Annotated in this window: 18 protein-coding genes; 16 read left to right on the forward strand and 2 right to left on the reverse strand. The window is 72.7% G+C overall.

What is annotated here, in order from left to right:
* The first annotated feature begins 6 nt into the window (after positions 1–6).
* The 11 genes from AB0B40_RS26225 to AB0B40_RS26275 all read left to right on the forward strand — a co-directional run bounded on the left by AB0B40_RS26225 (position 7) and on the right by AB0B40_RS26275 (position 9,946).
* On the forward strand, positions 7–501 hold the full coding sequence (locus tag AB0B40_RS26225) for a cupin domain-containing protein (protein ID WP_345057111.1): 495 nt from the start codon (positions 7–9) through the stop codon (positions 499–501).
* Positions 502–593: 92 nt separating this feature from the next.
* A complete protein-coding gene (gene gatC, locus AB0B40_RS26230) occupies positions 594–890 on the forward strand; it encodes an Asp-tRNA(Asn)/Glu-tRNA(Gln) amidotransferase subunit GatC (RefSeq protein WP_006130840.1) in 297 nt (98 codons plus the stop codon).
* Between the two features lie 5 nt (positions 891–895).
* The gene (gene gatA / locus AB0B40_RS26235) at positions 896–2,395 is read left to right on the forward strand and encodes an Asp-tRNA(Asn)/Glu-tRNA(Gln) amidotransferase subunit GatA (protein ID WP_345057113.1); all 1,500 of its coding nucleotides are present in this window, start codon (positions 896–898) and stop codon (positions 2,393–2,395) included.
* Positions 2,392–2,631, forward strand: coding sequence for a hypothetical protein (locus tag AB0B40_RS26240; protein ID WP_345057115.1), 240 nt, complete (start codon positions 2,392–2,394; stop codon positions 2,629–2,631). Before gatA ends, AB0B40_RS26240 begins: the two co-directional genes overlap by 4 nt.
* 15 nt (positions 2,632–2,646) lie before the next feature.
* Positions 2,647–4,161, forward strand: coding sequence for an Asp-tRNA(Asn)/Glu-tRNA(Gln) amidotransferase subunit GatB (gene gatB / locus AB0B40_RS26245; protein WP_345057117.1), 1,515 nt, complete (start codon positions 2,647–2,649; stop codon positions 4,159–4,161).
* 140 nt (positions 4,162–4,301) lie between these two features.
* Complete coding sequence (locus tag AB0B40_RS26250) at positions 4,302–4,664, forward strand: hypothetical protein (RefSeq protein ID WP_345057119.1); 363 nt, start codon at positions 4,302–4,304, stop codon at positions 4,662–4,664.
* Positions 4,665–4,753: 89 nt separating this feature from the next.
* On the forward strand, positions 4,754–5,329 hold the full coding sequence (locus tag AB0B40_RS26255; protein ID WP_345057121.1) for a GNAT family protein: 576 nt from the start codon (positions 4,754–4,756) through the stop codon (positions 5,327–5,329).
* 54 nt (positions 5,330–5,383) lie between these two features.
* Complete coding sequence (locus tag AB0B40_RS26260) at positions 5,384–6,025, forward strand: hypothetical protein (protein ID WP_345057123.1); 642 nt, start codon at positions 5,384–5,386, stop codon at positions 6,023–6,025.
* A gap of 195 nt (positions 6,026–6,220) precedes the next feature.
* Entirely contained in the window at positions 6,221–6,412 is a 192-nt protein-coding gene (locus AB0B40_RS26265; RefSeq protein WP_345057125.1) for a hypothetical protein, read from the forward strand.
* 227 nt (positions 6,413–6,639) lie between these two features.
* Positions 6,640–9,714: an AAA family ATPase gene (locus AB0B40_RS26270; protein WP_362265877.1), complete on the forward strand. Its 3,075-nt coding sequence runs from the start codon at positions 6,640–6,642 to the stop codon at positions 9,712–9,714.
* 37 nt (positions 9,715–9,751) lie between these two features.
* A complete protein-coding gene (locus tag AB0B40_RS26275) occupies positions 9,752–9,946 on the forward strand; it encodes a DUF6191 domain-containing protein (RefSeq protein ID WP_345055265.1) in 195 nt (64 codons plus the stop codon).
* Positions 9,947–10,021: 75 nt separating this feature from the next.
* On the opposite strand, the gene AB0B40_RS26280 is transcribed toward AB0B40_RS26275, so the two are convergent.
* A complete protein-coding gene (locus AB0B40_RS26280) occupies positions 10,022–11,173 on the reverse strand; it encodes a PQQ-dependent sugar dehydrogenase (protein WP_345055263.1) in 1,152 nt (383 codons plus the stop codon).
* Positions 11,174–11,286: 113 nt separating this feature from the next.
* Positions 11,287–12,285 (reverse strand): aldo/keto reductase, encoded by a 999-nt coding sequence (locus tag AB0B40_RS26285; RefSeq protein WP_345055260.1) that lies wholly within the window; start codon positions 12,283–12,285, stop codon positions 11,287–11,289.
* A gap of 75 nt (positions 12,286–12,360) precedes the next feature.
* Between AB0B40_RS26285 and AB0B40_RS26290 the strand changes: the two genes are divergently transcribed.
* The 5 genes from AB0B40_RS26290 to AB0B40_RS26310 form a co-directional block, all read left to right on the forward strand.
* On the forward strand, positions 12,361–13,314 hold the full coding sequence (locus AB0B40_RS26290) for a 2-hydroxyacid dehydrogenase (RefSeq protein WP_345055259.1): 954 nt from the start codon (positions 12,361–12,363) through the stop codon (positions 13,312–13,314).
* A 439-nt stretch (positions 13,315–13,753) separates the two neighbouring features.
* Positions 13,754–16,774 carry an EAL domain-containing protein gene (locus AB0B40_RS26295; protein WP_362265873.1) on the forward strand — a complete coding sequence of 1,007 codons (3,021 nt, stop codon included), beginning with the start codon at positions 13,754–13,756 and terminating at the stop codon, positions 16,772–16,774.
* 243 nt (positions 16,775–17,017) lie between these two features.
* Positions 17,018–18,865: an acetolactate synthase large subunit gene (locus AB0B40_RS26300; protein ID WP_345055254.1), complete on the forward strand. Its 1,848-nt coding sequence runs from the start codon at positions 17,018–17,020 to the stop codon at positions 18,863–18,865.
* 20 nt (positions 18,866–18,885) lie between these two features.
* A complete protein-coding gene (ilvN, locus tag AB0B40_RS26305) occupies positions 18,886–19,410 on the forward strand; it encodes an acetolactate synthase small subunit (protein ID WP_121786755.1) in 525 nt (174 codons plus the stop codon).
* 117 nt (positions 19,411–19,527) lie between these two features.
* Positions 19,528–19,779, forward strand: a 252-nt coding sequence (locus tag AB0B40_RS26310; protein ID WP_362265875.1) for an NAD(P)-binding domain-containing protein, incomplete at its 3' end; no start/stop codon positions are given.

Genomic DNA, 19,779 nt, shown 5'->3' on the forward strand with positions numbered 1-19,779 from the left:
TGTGTCATGTCGCTGTTCGTACCGAGGTTCGACGAGACCGTACTGGTCCGGGACGCCGAGGCCGAGGTCGTCGGCGGAGCCCCCGTCGCCGTCAGGCTGCTGGCCGACAGCAGCGCGGCCGGCGGCGCGCTGTCCACCGTGCGGGTCACCCTCGCCGAGGGGGCCGACGGAGCCCGTCCGCATGTGCACCACAACTCGGCCGAGATGTTCTACCTGCTCGACGGCGAGGCCGAGGTACTCTCCGGTGACGACGTCGTCACCGCCGGGCGCGGTGACCTGGTCATCGTCCCGCCGGACCGGCCCCACGCCTTCGCCGCCACGCCCGGCAGCACCGCCGACCTGCTCATCGTCATCGCCCCCGGCGTCGAACGCTTCGAGTACTTCCGTCACATCCAGCGCATCCGCGCCGGCGAGGCCACCCCGGAGAGCCTGCTGGAGGTCCAGGAGCTGTACGACAACCACTTCCTGAAGAGCGAGGCGTGGGACGGCCGGCACCGGTGAGGGGGGCGCCCGGGGAAACCGTTTCACGGGTACCGGGGCCCGCCCCATAGGATTGGGCTCAAAGCACTCACACTCACCCAGAGGATCGCTGCATGCCTGGCATCACGCGCGAGGAGGTCGCCCACCTCGCCCGGCTGGCGCGTCTGGAGCTGAAGCCCGAAGAACTCGACCACTTCGCGGGACAGCTCGACGACATCATCGGCGCGGTCGCCCGCGTCAGCGAGGTCGCCGACCAAGACGTACCGCCGACCTCGCACCCGCTCCCGCTGACGAACGTCATGCGCGCGGACGAGGTCCGTCCCTCGCTCACCCCCGAGCAGGCGCTCTCCGGCGCCCCCGCCCAGGAGCAGCAGCGTTTCAAGGTGCCGCAGATCCTGGGGGAGGAGTGACCACCATGACGGACAGCAACATCATCAAGCTCACGGCCGCGCAGATCGCCGAGAAGATCGCCTCCGGCGAGCTCACGGCCGTCGAGGTCACCGAGGCCCACCTCGCCCGGATCGAGGCCGTCGACGAGAAGGTGCACGCCTTCCTCCACGTCGACCGCGAGGGCGCCCTCGCCCAGGCCCGCGCCGTGGACGAGAAGCGGGCGCGCGGCGAGAAGCTCGGCCCGCTGGCCGGCGTCCCGCTCGCGCTCAAGGACATCTTCACCACCGAGGGCGTGCCCACGACCGTCGGCTCGAAGATCCTGGAGGGCTGGATCCCGCCGTACGACGCGACGCTCACCAAGCGGCTGAAGGCCGCCGACGTCGTCATCCTCGGCAAGACCAACATGGACGAGTTCGCCATGGGGTCCTCCACCGAGAACAGCGCCTACGGCCCCACCGGCAACCCCTGGGACCTCACGAGGATCCCCGGCGGTTCCGGCGGTGGCTCCTCCGCCGCGCTCGCCGCCTACCAGGCCCCGCTCGCCATCGGCACCGACACCGGCGGCTCCATCCGCCAGCCGGCCGCCGTCACCGGCACGGTCGGCGTGAAGCCGACGTACGGCGCGGTGTCCCGCTTCGGCATGGTCGCCTTCTCCTCCTCCCTCGACCAGGGCGGCCCCTGTGCCCGTACGGTCCTGGACGCGGCCCTGCTGCACGAGGTCATCGCCGGGCACGACCCGCTGGACTCCACCTCCATCGACGCCCCGGTCCCGCCGGTCGTCGAGGCCGCCCGCAACGGCTCCGTCGCCGGCATGCGCGTCGGCGTGGTCAAGCAGTTCCGTGGCGAGGGTTACCAGGCCGGTGTCATCCAGCGCTTCGACGAGTCGGTCGAACTGCTCAAGGAGCTGGGCGCCGAGATCGTCGAGCTGGACTGCCCGTCCTTCGACCTCGCCCTGTCGGCGTACTACCTGATCGCGCCGTCCGAGTGCTCCTCCAACCTCGCCCGCTTCGACGGCCTGCGCTACGGCCTGCGCGCGGGCGACGACGGCAGCCACTCGGCCGAGGAGGTCACCTCCCTCACCCGTGAGGCCGGCTTCGGCCCCGAGGTCAAGCGCCGCATCATGCTCGGCACGTACGCCCTGTCGAGCGGCTACTACGACGCGTACTACGGCTCCGCGCAGAAGGTCCGCACGCTCATCACGCGGGACTTCGAGAAGGCCTTCGAGCAGGTCGACGTGATCGTCTCCCCGACGACCCCGACCACCGCCTTCGCGATCGGCGAGCGCGCCGACGACCCGATGGCGATGTACCTCGCGGACCTGTGCACCATCCCGACCAACCTGGCGGGCAACGCGGCCATGTCCCTGCCCTGCGGCCTCGCCCCGGAGGACAATCTCCCGGTGGGTCTGCAGATCATCGCCCCGGCGCTGCAGGACGACCGGCTGTACAAGGTGGGCGCCGCCGTCGAGGCCGCCTTCGTGGAAAAGTGGGGACACCCGCTGCTGGAGGAGGCACCGTCGCTGTGAGTGCACTGACCAAGGCCAAGGGCTTCAAGAAGTCCAAGTCCGGTACGTACCTGTCCATGGCCGCCACCGCGTTCGGCGCGGTCGGCGCCCTGAAGCAGATCAAGAAGGCCCGCGCCGAGAACGACACGCTGCGACTCGTCGACGCCGTCGTCACCGCCGCCGGCATCGCCACCGGCCTCGCCATCCTCTACCGCGAGCTGAAGCGGCTGGGCGACGACGACGTCCTGCTGGGCTGAGAGGGAAGTTTCACCGTGACCACCACGACCGACCTGGTGTCGTACGAGGACGCGCTGGCGTCGTACGACCCCGTCATGGGCCTTGAGGTCCATGTCGAACTCGGCACCAAGACCAAGATGTTCTGCGGCTGTTCGACCACGCTCGGGGCCGAGCCGAACTCGCAGACCTGCCCGACCTGCCTCGGGCTGCCCGGCGCGCTCCCGGTCGTCAACGCGACCGGCGTCGAGTCCGCGATCAAGATCGGTCTCGCGCTGAACTGCGAGATCGCCGAGTGGTGCCGCTTCGCCCGGAAGAACTACTTCTATCCGGACATGCCGAAGAACTTCCAGACCTCCCAGTACGACGAGCCGATCGCCTTCAACGGCTACCTCGACGTGCAGCTGGAGGACGGCGAGACCTTCCGCGTGGAGATCGAGCGCGCCCACATGGAGGAGGACACCGGCAAGTCGACGCACGTCGGCGGCGCCACGGGCCGTATCCACGGCGCGTCCCACTCCCTGCTGGACTACAACCGCGCCGGCATCCCGCTCATCGAGATCGTCACCAAGCCGATCGAGGGGGCCGGCGAGCGCGCGCCCGAGGTGGCGAAGGCGTACGTCCGCGAGCTGCGCGAGGTCATCCGGGCCCTCGGCGTGTCCGAGGCCCGCATGGAGATGGGCCAGATGCGCTGCGACGTGAACCTGTCGCTGCGCCCCCACGGCACCGAGAAGTTCGGTACGCGTTCCGAGACGAAGAACGTCAACTCGCTGCGGTCCGTGGAGCGCGCCGCCCGCTTCGAGATCCAGCGGCACGCGGCCGTGCTGTCCTCCGGCGGCACGATCATCCAGGAGACCCGCCACTTCCACGAGGACACGGGGTCCACGACCTCGGGCCGAGTGAAGGAGGAGGCCGAGGACTACCGGTACTTCCCGGAGCCCGACCTGGTGCCGGTCGCGCCCACGCGCGAGTGGGTCGAGGAGATCCGCGCGGCCCTGCCCGAGCTGCCGCTGGCCCGCCGCACCCGGCTGCTGGCCGAGTGGGGCATCTCGGCCACCGACATGCAGGCGATCCTCAACGCCGGCGCGCTGGAGCCGATCGTCGCCACGATCGACGCCGGCGCGGACGCGGCCTCCGCCCGCAAGTGGTGGATGGGCGAGCTGGCGCGCAGCGCCAACGAGTCCGGCAAGACCCTGGACGAGCTGGCGATCACCCCGCAGCAGGTGGCCCGGGTCACCGAGCTGGTCGCGAAGGGTGACCTGAACGACAAGCTGGCCCGCCAGGTCATCGAGGGCGTCCTCGCGGGCGAGGGCACCCCCGACGAGGTCGTCGACAAGCGCGGTCTGAAGGTCGTCTCCGACGACTCCGCACTCGGTACGGCGGTCGACGAGGCCATCGCCGGCAACCCCGGCATCGCGGACAAGATCCGCGGTGGCAAGGTGGCCGCGGCCGGCGCCCTGGTCGGCGCGGTCATGAAGGCCACCCGCGGCCAGGCCGACGCGGCCCGCGTCAAGGAGCTGATCCTGGAACGGCTGGGCGTCGGCGAGGGCTGAGCCCGCACCGTTCCGTACGGCCCCGGAGGCATGTCCTCCGGGGCCGTACGGCTGCTCCCGCGCGATGAGCGGTCCTCCCCGGCCGCCGAAGGCCGCCCCGCACCCGGTTTTCGGGGACGGAGGCGGTACGCTCGCGCGCCATGAGTGGACGCACCGATTCCGACACCCGCCCCGCGATAGCCGAGGACGCCGAGGACGCCGACGACACCGCGATGGCCGAGGACACCGAGGACACCGAGGACAGCGGGGAGTACGCCGGGGACGCCCGGCGGGCCCGCTGGGCCGCCGCCGGTACCGGCGCGCTGCTGACGTCCGCCGGCCTGGCCGCCGCGCTGCTCCGGGCGGCCGGATCCGCCCCGGCGCCGGTGCCCGCCGCCTACGCCCTGGGAGCCGCCGTGTGCGCGCTCGCCACGGTGCTCGGGGCCAGGGGCCGTACCCGCAGGGCCCTGTGGCTGCTGATCGTGGGAACGATGGCCATGGCGCTCGGGGACCAGTCCGACTGACGTCCCGGTGCCCTGTGAGAGGCTCGGCCGGGCCCCGGCGGACGAACCCCGGAAGCCGGCGGACGAACTGCGGAAGGAAGAACGGCACGATGTACGCGACATCGCTCGGTGACGACGGCGCCGAACTGCGCCCCCTGGAGGTGTGGCACGCCGGGCAGCTCCTCGCCTGCATCGACCGGGGACGGGAGTTCATCGGCCGGCACGTCGGCCTGGCGGACGCGGTCCGCGACCTCGACGGCGCCCGTGCCTGGCTGAAATCCTACGCCGACAAGCGGGGTGCCGACGCGGGCAGCGTGCACGGGATCTGGCTGGACGGCAGGCTCGTCGGCGGCCTGCTGTTCCGGGTCTGGGACACCCCGGGCGGCGTCTGCGAGGCCGGCTGCTGGCTGGAGCCGTCGGCGGCCGGCCGCGGACTGGTCACGCGCGGCCTGCGGGTGCTGCTCGACTGGGCCTTCGAGGAGCGCGGCATGCACCGGGTGGAGTGGTACGTGTCCTCGGCCAACGAGCCGAGCATCGCCGTGGCCCGGCGCCTCGGCATGACCCGCGAGGGTGTGCTGCGCGAGAACTACCTCCACCGGGGTGTGCGCACCAGCACCGAGATCTGGGCGCTGCTCGCGCCCGAGTGGCGTGCGGCACGCGCGCGCGGCGCGCACGACGGCGCCTGACACGGTTTCCGATCATTAAGGGACCTCTCAGAGAGCGTCCGTACGGTGCCAGGCATGGCAACGAAGACAGCGGAAGGCGCCGAGGCCGCGACCGAGGCGCGCAAGGACGACGAGACGACGGCGGTGGCCGGTACCGCCGGGGAGGGGCAGGACGGCCGGACCGCCGAGGCCGGGGAACGCGACGCCGGGGAGGCCCCGGACGCGGCGCACGCCGAGCACACCGGGGAGGACGGGAACGCCGAGCACGACGCGTCCGACGAGGCGGGAGAGCCGGCGGCGGACGCCGCCGGTGCCAAGGTGTCCTCCGGCACCGGTCAGGGCGCCGGGGCGGTCGTCTCCGCCGCGCTGGGCCTGGTCTCGCTCACCGGCGGCTGGATCGGCACCGTCGCCTCCGCCCGCGAGCAGCTCGTCGGCCAGCTCCAGACGTCCTCCACCGCGAGCGTCGGCCGGCAGCTCAAGGAGGTCTACGGCGACTCCTGGCACACCACCGCCCTGTGGGCCGGCCTGTTCGCACTGGCCGCGCTGGTCACCGGCGTGGTCGTGCTGGCCCGGCCCGCGTTCGGCGCCCCCGGCCGCCCGCAGGCACCCTGGATCAGGTCGGTCGCCTGGGCGGGCGTCTCGCTCGGCGTCATCGGACTGCTGCTGGCCGTCCTGAAGTACTCCGACGCACTGCTCGGCGTGCCCTCGGCCGGCTGACCACCCGCGGTTCCCAGGGGCCTTAGGGCATCCGTGACCACCTCACGGATTCCCTAAGGCCCCTTACGCGCGCGTGCGGCCCCCCGGCCGCGCGAAGATGCGGAACTCTCCCGATGTGGCGCACCCCCCTGGGAGACGAAGGTGGAGGCATCGCAGAAAGCGACGCACGACACCGCCTCTTCCGAAGGAACCGCCATGTACGAGTACGAACTGCACCGGATCCGGTCCGCCGAGCTGCGCCGCACGGCCCAGCGGGAGCGTCTGGCCCGCGAGGTCGTCCGCGCCCGCCGTGCCGCCCGCCGCGCGCAGAGCGCCGGCCACGGCACCCCGGCCGCCGAGCCGCATACCGACCGCCCCCGCCGGCTCCGGCTGCCGCGCGCGGCGTGACGACGGGGGCACAGAGCGACCGGACGGGGGTCGGGCGCTCGCGGCCACAGGGCCGTACGGCTGCGCAGGAGAGCCGTGCGGCCCTGTCGCCGGTCCCGCCCACGGGTACGGCTCCTCCCGCGGCCCTCCCGGCGCCGACGACGACCGCGCCGGGCACCGGCCCGGCCGGTACGACCATCACCCAGGCCCTGTGGAAAACCGGTGCCGTGACGTCCCGGCCCCGTGCGATGCTCGGGCCCGTGGAGACCAGGTCCGTCAGTCCCGTGTTCGTCGGCCGCACCGACGAGTTGGCCACGCTCGACGACGCGCTCGCCCGAGCCGGCGCCGCCGAGCCGCAGGCCCTGCTGCTCGGCGGCGAGGCGGGCGTGGGCAAGACCCGCCTCGTGGAGGAGTTCGCCACGGCCGCGGCCGGCCAGGGCGCCGTCGTCGCCGTCGGCGGCTGCGTGGAGATCGGCGCCGACGGGCTGCCGTTCGCCCCCTTCTCCACCGCACTGCGCGCCCTGCGCGACGCCCTGCCCGAGGAGTTCGCCGACGCGGCGGCCGGCCAGGAGGAGGAACTGGCCCGGCTGCTGCCCGATCTCGGCGAGGTCGCCGCGGGCCGCCACGACGAACAGGGCCTGGCCCGGCTGTTCGAGCTCACCGCCCGGCTGCTGGAGCGGGTCGCCGCCGACCACACCGTCGTGCTCGCCCTGGAGGACCTGCACTGGGCCGACGCCTCCACCCGCCACCTGCTCGCCTACCTGTTCCGCACCCTGCGCGCCGGCCGCCTCCTCGTCCTGGCCACCTACCGCTCCGACGACATCCACCGCCGTCACCCGCTGCGCCCCCTGCTCGCCGAACTGGACCGGCTGCGCACCGTCCACCGCATCGAACTCGCGCGGTTCACCCGTGCGGAGGCGGGCCGTCAGATCGCCGGCATCCTCGCCGCCGAACCCGACCCCGCCCAGGTGGACGAGATCTACGAACGCTCCGACGGCAACGCCTTCTTCATCGAGGAACTCGCCGTCGCCTGCTGCGAGGGCAACCGCACCGGCCTCACCGACTCCCTGCGCGACCTGCTCCTCGTCCGGGTCGAGGCGCTGCCCGAGAGCGCCCAGCGGGTCGCCCGGATCGTCGCCGAGGGCGGCTCCGCGGTGGAGTACCCGCTGATCGCAGCCGTGGCCCAGCTCACCGAGGACGACCTCATCGAGGCGCTGCGGGCCGCCGTCGGCGCCAACATCCTCACCCCCACCCGGGCCGGCGACGGCTACCGCTTCCGGCACTCCCTGGTCCGCGAGGCCGTCGCCGACGACCTGCTGCCCGGTGAGCGCTCCCGGCTCAGCCGGCGCTACGCCGAAGCCCTGGAGGCCGATCCGGCGCTCGTCCCCGCCGACGCCCGGGTGATGCGCCTGGCCAGCTACTGGTACCACGCCCACGACGCGGCGAAGGCGCTGCCCGCCGTCCTGGCCGCGGCCGTCGTCGCCCGCCGCCGGCACGCCTACACCGAGCAACTCGGCCTGCTGGAGCGCGCCATGGAGCTGTGGGACGGCGCCCCGCAGGAGGTGCGCGCGGCCCTCCGCCCGGTCGACTACACCGAGGCCTACTCGCCCCCGCTGCCCGACAGGCGCGGGGAGACCCCCGGCGGCAGCGATCCGGCCTCCGCCCCGCTGCGCTACCTCGACCTGATGGCCGAGGCGGCGGTGGCGGGCCGCTTCGGCGGCGAACGCGAACGCGCCCTGAAGATCACCAAGCGGGCACTGCGCCTGCTGGAGGAGGAGCAGGACCCCCTGCGCGCCGCCTGGTTCTGGCTGCAGCGCTCCCGGCTGGTCCAGGCCCAGTCCCGCGGCGACGGCCGGCAGGAACTGGCCACCGCCCAGGACCTGGTGCGCGGCCTGCCGCCGTCCGAGGTGCACGCCGAGGTGCTGGCGGTCGCCGCCAACTGGTCGATGCAGCACCGGCCCGGCCCCGAGGCCTTCGCCGCCGCCGAGCGGGCCGTGGAGTACGCGCGGATGGTGGGCGCCCGCGAGACCGAACTGCACGCCCTGCTCACCCTGGGCGGCCTGACGGTGGAGTCCGGCGACCCGGAGGCCGGTCTCGCACAGATGCGGCAGGTCCTGCGGGACGCCCGGGCGGAGGGCGTGCACCATGTCGCGGGCCGCGCCTATGTGAACCTGCCGTCGGCGCTGCAGAGCGTCGGCCGGGACAGGGAAGCCGTGCCGCTGCTGCACGAGGGCATCGACTTCTGCCGCCGGTACGGCCTGCTGGACTCCGGGGCCTGGGCCTGGGGCAACCTGTCCGACGCGCTGTACTCGCTGGGCCGGTGGCGGGAGGCCGCCGAGGCCGCCGCGCACGCGGCCCGGGTCTGCCACAGCGCCAAGCCCCGTGCCGCGGGCGCTGTGCGCCTGGCCCACCTGGCCCTGGCCCGCGGGGACCTCGCCGAGGCCGGCCGGCAGCTCGCCGCCGCCCGCGCCTGGTACGGCACCCATGACCCCCGGCCCCAGCAGTCCCTGCCACTGGCCCGCATCGCCCTCGGCGTCGCCGCGGCGCAGGGCCGGACAGCCGACGCACGCGCGGCACTGCTGCCCGCCCTGGACGCCGGTTTCCCGCCCGGCACCCACCGCCACGGCTGGCCGCTGCTGCTGGCCGCCGCCGCCGCGGAGGCGGACGCCCGCGCCCTGCCCGCCGCCCGGGCCGGCCGCACCGAGACCCTCGACCGCGTCACGGCGGCCGCCCGGACTCTCCCCACCGGTGCCCCCCTCTGGCAGGCATACGGCCAGTGGACCCGGGCGGAACTCCTGCGCGCGGAAGCCCGGGACACCGTCGACACCTGGGCCCCCGTCGTCGCCGCCTTCGAGTGCCTGGACCGGCCCTACGACCTCGCCCGGATCCGCCACCGCCTCGCCGGGGCGCTGCTGGCCGAGGGCGGCGACGACGAGCGCGACCGCGCGGCGGAGCTGCTCCGGCTGGCCGCGGCGGTCGCCGCCCACCTGGACGCCCGCCCCCTCGCCGACGCCGTCGCCCGGCTCGCCCAGCGCGCCCGCCTCACCCTGGCCGGCACCCCGGGGCAGTCCCCGGCCCCCGCCGACCCGGCCGCGGCGCTCGGTCTCACCGGCCGGGAGCGGGACGTCCTCGGCCTGGTCGCGGCCGGCCGCACCAACCGCCAGATAGCGGAGGAACTGTTCATCTCCCCGAAGACCGCCAGCGTCCACGTCTCGAACATCCTCGGCAAGCTCGGTGTCTCGGGCCGGGGCGAGGCGGCGGCGGTGGCGCACCGGCTGGGCCTGTTCGTGGCCGGGACGCTCACTGCGGATACGCCTGGCTGAGACCTACGCTGGAGAAAACCGGCAAGGAGGGGGAGCCGTGTTCAACGCCTTCGAGGAACTGTTCGCGCCCGGCCGCAAGCACACCCGGGACGAGCAGAACCGGCTGGAACTGACCCGGGAGGACGCGGGCGACAACGATCCCGGCCGCGGCCCCATAGACCTGACGTCCGGGAAGGCGGTGATACGGCTGCCCGGACGGCCCCCCGCCAAGACGCGGTCCGAGACCGACTGAGCCCGGCGGAACCCGGAGCAGGCCGGGCCCGGCGGAATCCGGAGCCGGCGGGCCCGGCGGAGCCCGAGGCCGGCCTCACCTCACCTCCACCTCCAGGACCCGGTCGTCCCCCTTCTTCGGCGTGCCGCGGCCGTCCGTGTTGCTCGTGACCAGCCACAGCCTGTCGCCGCCCGCCGCCACGACCGTGCGCAGACGGCCGTAGCCGCCGGTGAGGAAAGCCTGCGGGGCCGCCGCCGTCCGCGTGCCGCGCAGCGGGACGCGCCACAGGCGCCGGCCCTTCAGGGCCGCCATCCAGATCACGCCGTGCACCTGGGCGATGCCGCTGGGGGACGCCTCGTCGGTGTGCCACTGGGCCACCGGGTTGTGGAAGCCGGGGTCGGAGGACGTGCCCTCGGCCTTCGGCCAGCCGTAGTCGTCGCCCGGCTTGATCGCGTTCAGCTCGTCCCAGGTGTCCTGCCCGAACTCCGAGGCGAACAGCCGCTGCCGGTCGTCCCAGGCCAGACCCTGGACGTTGCGGTGGCCGTAGGAGTACACGGGGGAGCCGGGGAACGGGTTGCCGGGGGCCGGCTCGCCGTCCGGGGTCAGCCGCAGGATCTTGCCGCCCAGCGACTTCCGGTCCTGGGCGAGCCCGCGCCGGCCGCTCTCGCCGGTGCCCGCGTACAGCATCCTGTCCGGGCCGAACGCGATCCGGCCGCCGTTGTGGATGACACCTTTGGGAATGCCCTTGAACACCGTGTCGGGAGCGCCCAGTTGCTCACCGGCCGGTTTCCGCTCGTCGTACAGCATGCGGACGATGCGGTTGTCCGAGGCCGAGGTGAAGTACGCGTAGACCATGTGGTCCGAGGCGTAGTCGGGGGAGAGGGCGATGCCCAGCAGACCGCCCTCGCCGGCCGGGGAGACCCCGGAGACCGCGCCCAGCTCGGTCTCCTTCCCCGTCTTCTCGTCGATCCGGGTGATCGTCCCGTCGTCCCGGGAGGAGACCAGCAGTCCGCCGCCGGGCAGCGGAGCCAGCCCCCAGGGGGACTTCAGGCCCTCGGCGACCGTGCGCAGCACCCTCGCCGACCCCCTGGCCGGGGCCGCCGGCTCGGTGCCGTGCGCGGAAGCGGTGGCGCCGGGTGCCGTGCCGGCCGGCCGGCCGCCCGGGGAGTCACCCGCGGAGCAGCCGGCGGTGACGAGCAGGGCGGTCGCGGCCAGCACGGCCGGTACAGCTCGATGTCGCACGATCATGGTCCTTTCGAGGCGGCGGTCCACGGACACCCTCTCCCTCTCATACACCGCCGGTGCCCGCCGGGTTCCCGCTCCCGGGCAACCGATGACCGCGGACCCGGTGGACGGCGGGCTCAGTCCCACGACCCCTGCGCCGCCGGGAGCCGGGAGACCTCCGCGAGGTCCCGCGCGGTCAGCCGCATTCCCGCGGCAGCCGCGTTCTCGGCGACCCGGTGCTCGCGCCTGGTGCCCGGCAGTGCGATCACATGACGGCCCTGCGCCAGCACCCAGGCCAGGGCCACCTGGGCCGGGGTGACATGCTCCCCGTGCCGACGGGCGATGCGCCGCAGACCGGCGACGATCGGCTGGTTGGCCGCCATCATCTCGGCGGTGAACCGGGGGTGCCGGGCGCGGACGTCGTCCGGTTCGAAGCCCTCGCCCGGCGTCAGTGTGCCGGTCAGGAAGCCGTTGCCCAGCGGCATCGCCGCGAGGAAGCCCACCCCGCGCGCCTCGCACCACGGCAGCAGCGCCTTCAGCGCCTCCGGGGACCACACCGACAGCTCCGCCTCGACCGCGCTCACCGGGAACACCTGCTGCACCCGCTGCAACTGGCGCAGCGTCGCGTCGTGCAGACCGGCGCCCGAACGGCGCCCGCTGCGCGCCCCCACCGCGCACAGGCCCAGCGCCCGTACCTTCCCGGCCCGCACCAGGTCCGCCATCGCGCCCCACGTCTCCTCGACGGGTATCTCGGGGTCGGCCCGGTGCAGCTGGTACAGGTCGATCACGTCGGTCTGGAGCCGGCGCAGCGAGGCGTCGCAGGCCCGCCGGACATAGCCGGGGCGGCCGTTGGCCACGATGTGCTGCTCGCCCACCAGCAGCCCCACCTTCGTGGACACGAAGGCGTCCCGGCGCCGCTCCCGCAGTACCCGGCCCAGCAGCAGCTCGTTGGTGAACGGGCCGTACATGTCCGCGGTGTCCAGGAGGCCGGAGCCCAGGTCCAGCGCCCGGTGCACGGTTCTGAGCGACTCGGCACCGCGCTGACGCGATCTGCCGTACGCCCAGCTCATCGGCATGCATCCGAGTCCGACGGCCCCCACCGCGAGTCCCCCCGCGCCGATCGTCCTGCGCTCCACCTGCTCGTGAACCTCCCTCTGCCCGGCCACCAACCTAACCTCTGCACGCACACGCGCCTGACATAGCCTCCTGGCATGAGTTCAGACGTCTGGCTTCCCATCCGGCCCGAGGAGATCGAGGGGCTTCCCGAAGGGCCCCGATACCTGTTCTGGGACGGCGGTGAGGACGGTGACCAGCCGTTTCCCGGCGACCCGGCGCAGTGTGCGGTGTACGTGGTGCCGTACATGAAGCGGATGTCGGTCAGGGTGGGCCCGCTGGAGCACCTGACGAACGTCCAGGTCATCCAGACGCTCACCGCCGGCGTGGACGACATCACCGCACAGCTGCCGGCGATCGCGCCCGGCGTACGGCTGTGCAACGCGCGCGGGGTGCACGAGACGAGCACGGCCGAGCTGGCGCTCACCCTGACCCTCGCGGCGCTGCGCGGTGTCCCCGGGTTCGTCCGGGCGCAGCAGCAGGAGCGCTGGGAGAGCGGCTTCCATCCCTCTCTCGCCGACAAGAACGTCCTGATCGTCGGTTACGGGCCCATCGGTGCCGCCATCGAGGACCGGCTCGTGCCGTTCGAGGTCGCGCGGGTGGCGCGCATCGCGCGCTCCCGGCGCACCACGGAGCGCGGTCTTGTGCACCCGATCACCGATGTGCTCTCTCTGCTCCCCGAGGCGGATGTCGTCATCCTCTGCACCCCGCTGACGGCTGACACCCGGGGGCTCGTCGACGCCGGCTTCCTCGGCCGGATGAAGGACGGGGCGCTGCTGGTGAACGTCGCACGGGGGCCGGTCGTCGACACCGGGGCGCTCCTCGCGGAACTGGAGCGGGGCCGGATCACCGCCGCCCTGGACGTGACGGACCCGGAGCCGCTGCCCCCGGGCCACCCGCTGTGGCAGGCGCCCGGCGTGCTGATCAGCCCGCATGTCGGCGGGCCCTCCTCGGCCTTCCTGCCGCGGGCCAAGCGGCTCCTGGTCGACCAGCTGACCCGGTTCGTCAACCGGGAACCCCTGCGGAATGTGATCATTACGACCGGAAGCTGATCTTCACGGCCGGATCCGGAACGGCGGGAGCAAAGGGGCGGGAACCCCCTTCCGGCACCCTCCGCAATCTTTCGGACGCGGCCCGTACGTGCATATCCCCTGGTCGTCACGGAGCGTAGAGACGCTATGTCCCTGAGTGACGATCCTGGTGTATCGTCCCGACAGGGGCTGCGCCGTTGACCACTCGGCGCCCGGGGACGGACATTTCAGATTTGTGAGGGGGGCGACGGGCGATGCACGGCCTATGGACGAACGATCCGACGCGGCGGAGCCGCCGACGGCGACCCTGGCGCACGACCGCGCGGCGACGCGGCCGGTTCACCAGCCATCACAGTCACCACAGTCACCACCAGCGCAGGAACAGCGGCCGCCGCAGGCATGCGCACCCAGCGCACGGGGACCGTCGGGACACGGGAACGGCGCGGACCGGGAGGCCCCGGTGAGTGCGCCGCCCTCGATGACGACCACCCTCGACGACGCGGTGCGCGCACCGCACCCGCACGAGGCGCCGCCGACCCGTCGGCCGGCCGCCGGTGGCAACACCCGGCTGATGGAGCAACTCGTCCTCGCCCTGGTCTGCGCTGCCTACGCCGTCGGAGCCGCGTTCGACTGGGGGACGAGCCAGATCGCCCTCGTCATGGGTGACTTCGGACTGAGCGCGGCGGCGGCCACCGCCGCCGTCTCCTGTTTCCTGTACGCCCGCAGCCGGCGCGTGCGCTTCCGCTCGGCCTGGCTGCTGTTCGCGCTCTCCTCGGCCATGGCGGCCCTGGGCAACGCGGTCTGGGGCTGGTACGAGGTCGTGCTGGGCCGGAGCGTGCCCAGCCCGAGCTACGCCGACCTGTTCTTCCTGTGCTTCGCACCGCCCGCCATCGTGGGCCTGCTGGTGCTCGCCAAGCGGCCGGTGACGCGGGCCGGCTGGATCTGCCTGGGGCTGGACGCCTGGCTGATCGGCGGCTCGCTGCTGACCCTCTCCTGGAGCCTCGCGCTCGCCCAGGCGGCCCGCTTCGACGGGTCGAGCGTGGCCCACGCCGCGCTGTCGCTGGCGTACCCGCTGCTCGACATCGCCCTGGTCAGCATGGTCCTCGCGCTGCACTTCCGGCGCGCCCCGGGCAACCGTACGGCGGTGAACACCGCGATCGGCGCCCTGGCGCTCACCGTGATGTGCGACGCCCTGTTCACCTCGCCGCTGCTGCACAGCAGCTACCGCTCCGGGCAGCTGCTGGACGCGGGCTGGTTCGCCGGTTCGCTGCTGCTCGCCTACGCCCCCTGGGCCGCACCCCGGCGCCGGGGCGCGCAGGAGGCGCGCGCGGCCGACGGGCACACGCGCGTGGTCCACGAGCACGTGCCGGGCCAGCGGAGCACGGGCCACACCCACCTGCCGCTGCCCGCGCCCGGCGGCGAGCACAGCCGCTACCCGGCCGGCCGGCCGCTCACCGGCTCCCTCGCCGCGCTCACCCCGTACCTCGCCGCGGCCGTGTGCACGCTGGGCATCCTGTACAACGTCCTCAACGGCCGCAGACCCGATCACGTCGTGCTGATCACCGCGGGCGCCGTGGTGCTGGCGCTCGTCATCCGGCAGGGCATCATGCTGCTGGACAACATCACCCTCACCCAGGAACTGGCGCAGAAGGAGAACCACTTCCGCTCCCTGGTGCAGGGCTCCAGCGACGTCATCATGATCGCCGCGCCGAACGGCATCCTGCGGTACGTCTCCCCGGCCGCCGCCGGGGTGTACGGCCGGCCCGCCGAGGACCTGGTGGGCACCGAGCTGGCCGGACTCATCCACCCGGAGGACCTGGGCTGCGTGGTGCACGAGGTGCGCCGCTTCCTCGCCGCCAACCCGCTGGAGGAGCCCACCACCCGCATCGAGTGCCGGTTCCGCTCCGGCGACGGCGGCTGGCTCAACGTCGAGTCGACCGTGAACCGCCACCACGGCGGGCTCATCTTCAACAGCCGGGACGTGACGGAAAGGGTGCGCCTCCAGGCGCAGTTGCAGCACAACGCCGAGCACGACCCGCTGACCGACCTGCCCAACCGCGCGCTGTTCACCCGGCGCGTGCAGCAGGCCCTGTCCGGCCGCCGGGCCACCGACCGGGGAGCCGCCCTGCGCGGCACGGCCGTGCTCTTCATCGACCTGGACGGCTTCAAGGCCGTGAACGACACGATCGGGCACCAGGCCGGGGACGAGCTGCTCATCCAGGCCGCCCGCAGACTCCAGGACGCCGTCCGGCAGGGCGACACCGCCTCCCGGCTCGGCGGTGACGAGTTCGCGGCCCTGATCGTCGGGGACGGCACCCGGGACCGTGCCGCCCGGGAGCGGAACATCCTGGAGCTGGCCGACCGCCTCAGAGCGACCCTGTCCCAGCCGTACGCCATCGACGGCAACGATGTCCGGGTCAACGCCTCCATCGGTGTCGCCTTCGCCGAACCGGGCCTCGGCGCGGGCGAGTTGCTGCGCAACGCCGATCTGGCGATGTACCGGGCGAAGTCGGCCGGCAAGGGCCGGGTCGAGCTGTACAAGCCGCAGATGCAGCAGGACGTCGTCCGCAAGGCGGAACTCGCCACGCGGCTGCGCGCCGCGCTGCACGACGGCGAGTTCGCGTTGCTTCACCAGCCCGTGGTGGGCCTCCAGAACGGCCGGATCGCATCGGTCTCCGCGCAGGCGCGCTGGCGCTCCTCCCAGGGGGTGCTGTTCACCCCGGCCGAGTTCCTGCGGGTGGCCGAGGACGGCGACAAGACCGCCGAGCTGGACCGCTGGATCCTTCAGGAGGCCGTGGAACAGGCGGCCGAGCGCGCCTCGACCGGGCTCGTCGTGCCGGTCGCGGTCCGGCTGAGCGCCCGGCGGCTGCTGGACCGCTCGATGCCGCTGGGCTCGGTGGAGGCGCTGCTGACCCGGTACGGGCTGCCGCCCGGGGCGCTGGTCATCGAGCTGTCCGACACCGATCCGCGGGTCAGCCTCGACGAGCTGGAGCGGCGCCTGGCCGCGCTGAGCCGGCTCGGGGTGCGGATCGCGCTGGACGGGTTCGGCAGCGGGTACGCGGCCATCACGGCCCTGCGGCGGCTGCCCGTGGACATCCTCAAGCTCGACCGCGGCCTGGTCGAGGGCGTGGTCGAGTCCGCCCGGCTGCACAAGATCACCAGCGGTCTGCTGCGGATCGCCGGTGATCTCGGGCTGCAGTCCGTGGCCGAGGGGGTCGACCTGCCCGAGCAGGTGGTCGCCCTGCGCGCGATGGGCTGCACCCACGGCCAGGGCATGGCGTTCGCCGGTCCGCTGGACGAGTACCGGCTGCGCCGGGCGCTCGGATCCGGCCACTACCCAGTGCCGCACGCCCCGGCCGAACCGGTGTTCGCCGGTGGTGTGCGGGAGCCGAAGGGGGTGTACACAGGGGGCGTTCCCGCTGTTCTGGGAGGCGGCAGTGCCCTGCGCTCACATTCTGAGACGCCCGTCCCACCCACTTGACACGTGGTGCGTGCCAGGGGGAGGGTCAGTCCCATGCGCACCCGAATTCTCGTACTTGGACAGCGCGTCGGCTGAGCTGGGACCCACCGGAGGACGATCCGGAATCCCCAGCGACCTCACCGGCGCGCTCCCCTCGCTTGCCTTGCGGCACGAGGGGTTTTTTGTTGCACGAGTGCCTTGCGTGCAATGCCGTAACTCCGCCCGAACCTCGCACAAACCCTCAGCATCGAGAAGAGAATGCCGATGACCGAGCAGGCCACCGGGGCCCATCCGCAGCCGCGGCCCCGATCCGGAGGACAGCAGTCCGCCCCCGTCGAGCACGTCACGGGTGCGCAGTCCCTCATCCGCTCCCTCGAGGAGGTCGGCGCGGACACGGTATTCGGCATTCCCGGCGGCGCGATCCTCCCGGCCTACGACCCGCTGATGGACTCCACCCGGGTGCGGCACGTCCTGGTCCGGCACGAGCAGGGCGCAGGCCACGCGGCCACCGGCTACGCGCAGGCCACCGGCAAGGTGGGTGTCTGCATGGCCACCTCCGGCCCCGGCGCCACCAACCTGGTCACACCGATCGCCGACGCCCACATGGACTCGGTCCCGATGGTGGCGATCACCGGCCAGGTGGCGTCCAAGGCGATCGGCACGGACGCCTTCCAGGAGGCGGACATCGTCGGCATCACGATGCCGATCACCAAGCACAACTTCCTCGTCACCAAGGCCGAGGACATCCCGCGGACGATCGCGCAGGCGTTCCACATCGCCTCCACCGGCCGCCCGGGTCCGGTCCTGGTCGACATCTCCAAGGACGCCCTCCAGGCGAGGACCACCTTCTCCTGGCCGCCGGCGATGGACCTGCCCGGCTACCGCCCGGTGACCAAGCCGCACGCCAAGCAGATCCGCGAGGCCGCCAAGCTGATCACCGCCGCCAGGAAGCCCGTCCTCTACGTCGGCGGCGGCGTCCTCAAGGCGCAGGCCACCGCCGAGCTGAAGGTCCTCGCCGAACTCACCGGAGCGCCCGTCACCACCACCCTGATGGCGCTCGGCGCGTTCCCCGACAGCCACCCGCTGCACGTGGGAATGCCGGGCATGCACGGTGCGGTCACCGCCGTCACCGCGCTGCAGAAGGCCGACCTGATCGTCGCCCTCGGTGCCCGCTTCGACGACCGCGTCACCGGCAAGCTGGACAGCTTCGCCCCCTACGCCAAGATCGTCCACGCCGACATCGACCCCGCGGAGATCGGCAAGAACCGCGAGGCGGACGTGCCGATCGTCGGCGACGCCCGCGAGGTCATCGCCGACCTGGTCCAGGCGGTGCAGAAGGAGCACAGCGAGGGCCACAAGGGCGACTACACCGCCTGGTGGAGCGACCTGAACCGCTGGCGCGAGACCTACCCGCTCGGTTACGACCAGCCCGCGGACGGCTCGCTCTCGCCGCAGCAGGTCATCGAGCGCATCGGTCAACTCGCGCCCGAGGGCACGATCTTCGCGGCGGGTGTCGGCCAGCACCAGATGTGGTCCGCGCACTTCATCCAGTACGAGCGGCCCGCCACCTGGCTGAACTCCGGCGGCGCCGGGACCATGGGCTACGCGGTCCCGGCCGCGATGGGCGCCAAGGCCGGTCAGCCGGAGCAGACGGTGTGGGCGATCGACGGCGACGGCTGCTTCCAGATGACCAATCAGGAACTGACCACCTGCGCCCTGAACAACATCCCGATCAAGGTCGCCATCATCAACAACGGCGCCCTCGGGATGGTCCGCCAGTGGCAGACCCTCTTCTACAACCAGCGCTACTCCAACACCGTGCTGCACAGCGGCCCGGACGACGTCAACCCGGACGCCAGGGGCACACGGGTGCCGGACTTCGTGAAGCTGTCCGAGGCGATGGGCTGTGTGGGCCTGCGCTGCGAACGCCCCGAGGACCTGGACAAGGTCATCGAGGAGGCGAACTCCATCAACGACCGGCCGGTCGTCGTGGACTTCATCGTCCACGAGGACGCGATGGTGTGGCCGATGGTCGCCGCCGGCACCTCCAACGACGAGATCATGGCCGCCCGGGACGTCCGCCCCGACTTCGGCGACAACGAAGACGACTGAGCGAGGAAGCGCAGAGAATCATGTCCAAGCACACGCTCTCCGTCCTGGTGGAGAACACGCCGGGCATCCTCGCCCGGATCGCCGCCCTGTTCTCGCGGCGCGGCTTCAACATCGACTCGCTCGCGGTCGGTGTCACCGAGCACCCCGACATCTCCCGCATCACCATCGTGGTGGGCGTCGAGGAGCTGCCGCTGGAGCAGGTCACCAAGCAGCTCAACAAGCTCGTCAACGTGCTGAAGATCGTCGAGCTGGAGCCCGGCCAGGCCGTGCAGCGCGAACTCGTCCTGGTGAAGGTCCGCGCCGACAACGAGACCCGCTCCCAGATCGTGGAGATCGTCCAGCTGTTCCGCGCCAAGACGGTCGACGTCTCCCCGGAGGCCGTCACCATCGAGGCCACCGGGTCCGGTGAGAAGCTGTCCGCCATGCTCAAGATGCTGGAGCCGTACGGCATCAAGGAGCTGGTCCAGTCCGGCACGATCGCGATCGGCCGCGGCGCCCGTTCGATCACGGACCGTTCGCTGCGCGCTCTCGACCGAACGGCGTAAGACTGGGAACGGGCGGCCGCCGATCAACGTCCGCCCGTATGCCGAGACCCCCGAACTTCCTTCCACCCCGCCGTCATACGGTGGGAGCACTACCTGCACACAAGGAGAGAACCCAAAGTGGCCGAGCTGTTCTACGACGCCGACGCCGACCTGTCCATCATCCAGGGCCGCAAGGTCGCGGTCATCGGTTACGGCAGCCAGGGCCACGCCCACGCGCTGTCGCTGCGTGACTCGGGTGTCGATGTCCGTGTCGGTCTGCACGAGGGCTCGAAGTCCAAGGCGAAGGCCGAGGAGCAGGGTCTGCGTGTGGTGACCCCGGCCGAGGCCGCCGCCGAGGCCGACGTGATCATGATCCTGGTGCCGGACCCG

The sequence above is a fragment of the Streptomyces sp. NPDC042638 genome (genome assembly GCF_040647235.1).
GTDB classification, from domain to species: Bacteria; Actinomycetota; Actinomycetes; order Streptomycetales; family Streptomycetaceae; genus Streptomyces; species Streptomyces rameus.

Coding starts and splice junctions, on each gene's coding strand:
- AB0B40_RS26265 (WP_345057125.1), top strand. CDS start 6,221: ATGTACGAGTACGAACTGCACCGGATCCGGTCCGCCGAGCTGCGCCGC.
- AB0B40_RS26300 (WP_345055254.1), top strand. CDS start 17,018: ATGACCGAGCAGGCCACCGGGGCCCATCCGCAGCCGCGGCCCCGATCC.
- AB0B40_RS26290 (WP_345055259.1), top strand. CDS start 12,361: ATGAGTTCAGACGTCTGGCTTCCCATCCGGCCCGAGGAGATCGAGGGG.
- ilvN (WP_121786755.1), top strand. CDS start 18,886: ATGTCCAAGCACACGCTCTCCGTCCTGGTGGAGAACACGCCGGGCATC.
- AB0B40_RS26225 (WP_345057111.1), top strand. CDS start 7: ATGTCGCTGTTCGTACCGAGGTTCGACGAGACCGTACTGGTCCGGGAC.
- AB0B40_RS26250 (WP_345057119.1), top strand. CDS start 4,302: ATGAGTGGACGCACCGATTCCGACACCCGCCCCGCGATAGCCGAGGAC.
- AB0B40_RS26255 (WP_345057121.1), top strand. CDS start 4,754: ATGTACGCGACATCGCTCGGTGACGACGGCGCCGAACTGCGCCCCCTG.
- gatA (WP_345057113.1), top strand. CDS start 896: ATGACGGACAGCAACATCATCAAGCTCACGGCCGCGCAGATCGCCGAG.
- AB0B40_RS26270 (WP_362265877.1), top strand. CDS start 6,640: ATGCTCGGGCCCGTGGAGACCAGGTCCGTCAGTCCCGTGTTCGTCGGC.
- AB0B40_RS26280 (WP_345055263.1), bottom strand. CDS start 11,173: ATGATCGTGCGACATCGAGCTGTACCGGCCGTGCTGGCCGCGACCGCC.
- AB0B40_RS26260 (WP_345057123.1), top strand. CDS start 5,384: ATGGCAACGAAGACAGCGGAAGGCGCCGAGGCCGCGACCGAGGCGCGC.
- gatC (WP_006130840.1), top strand. CDS start 594: ATGCCTGGCATCACGCGCGAGGAGGTCGCCCACCTCGCCCGGCTGGCG.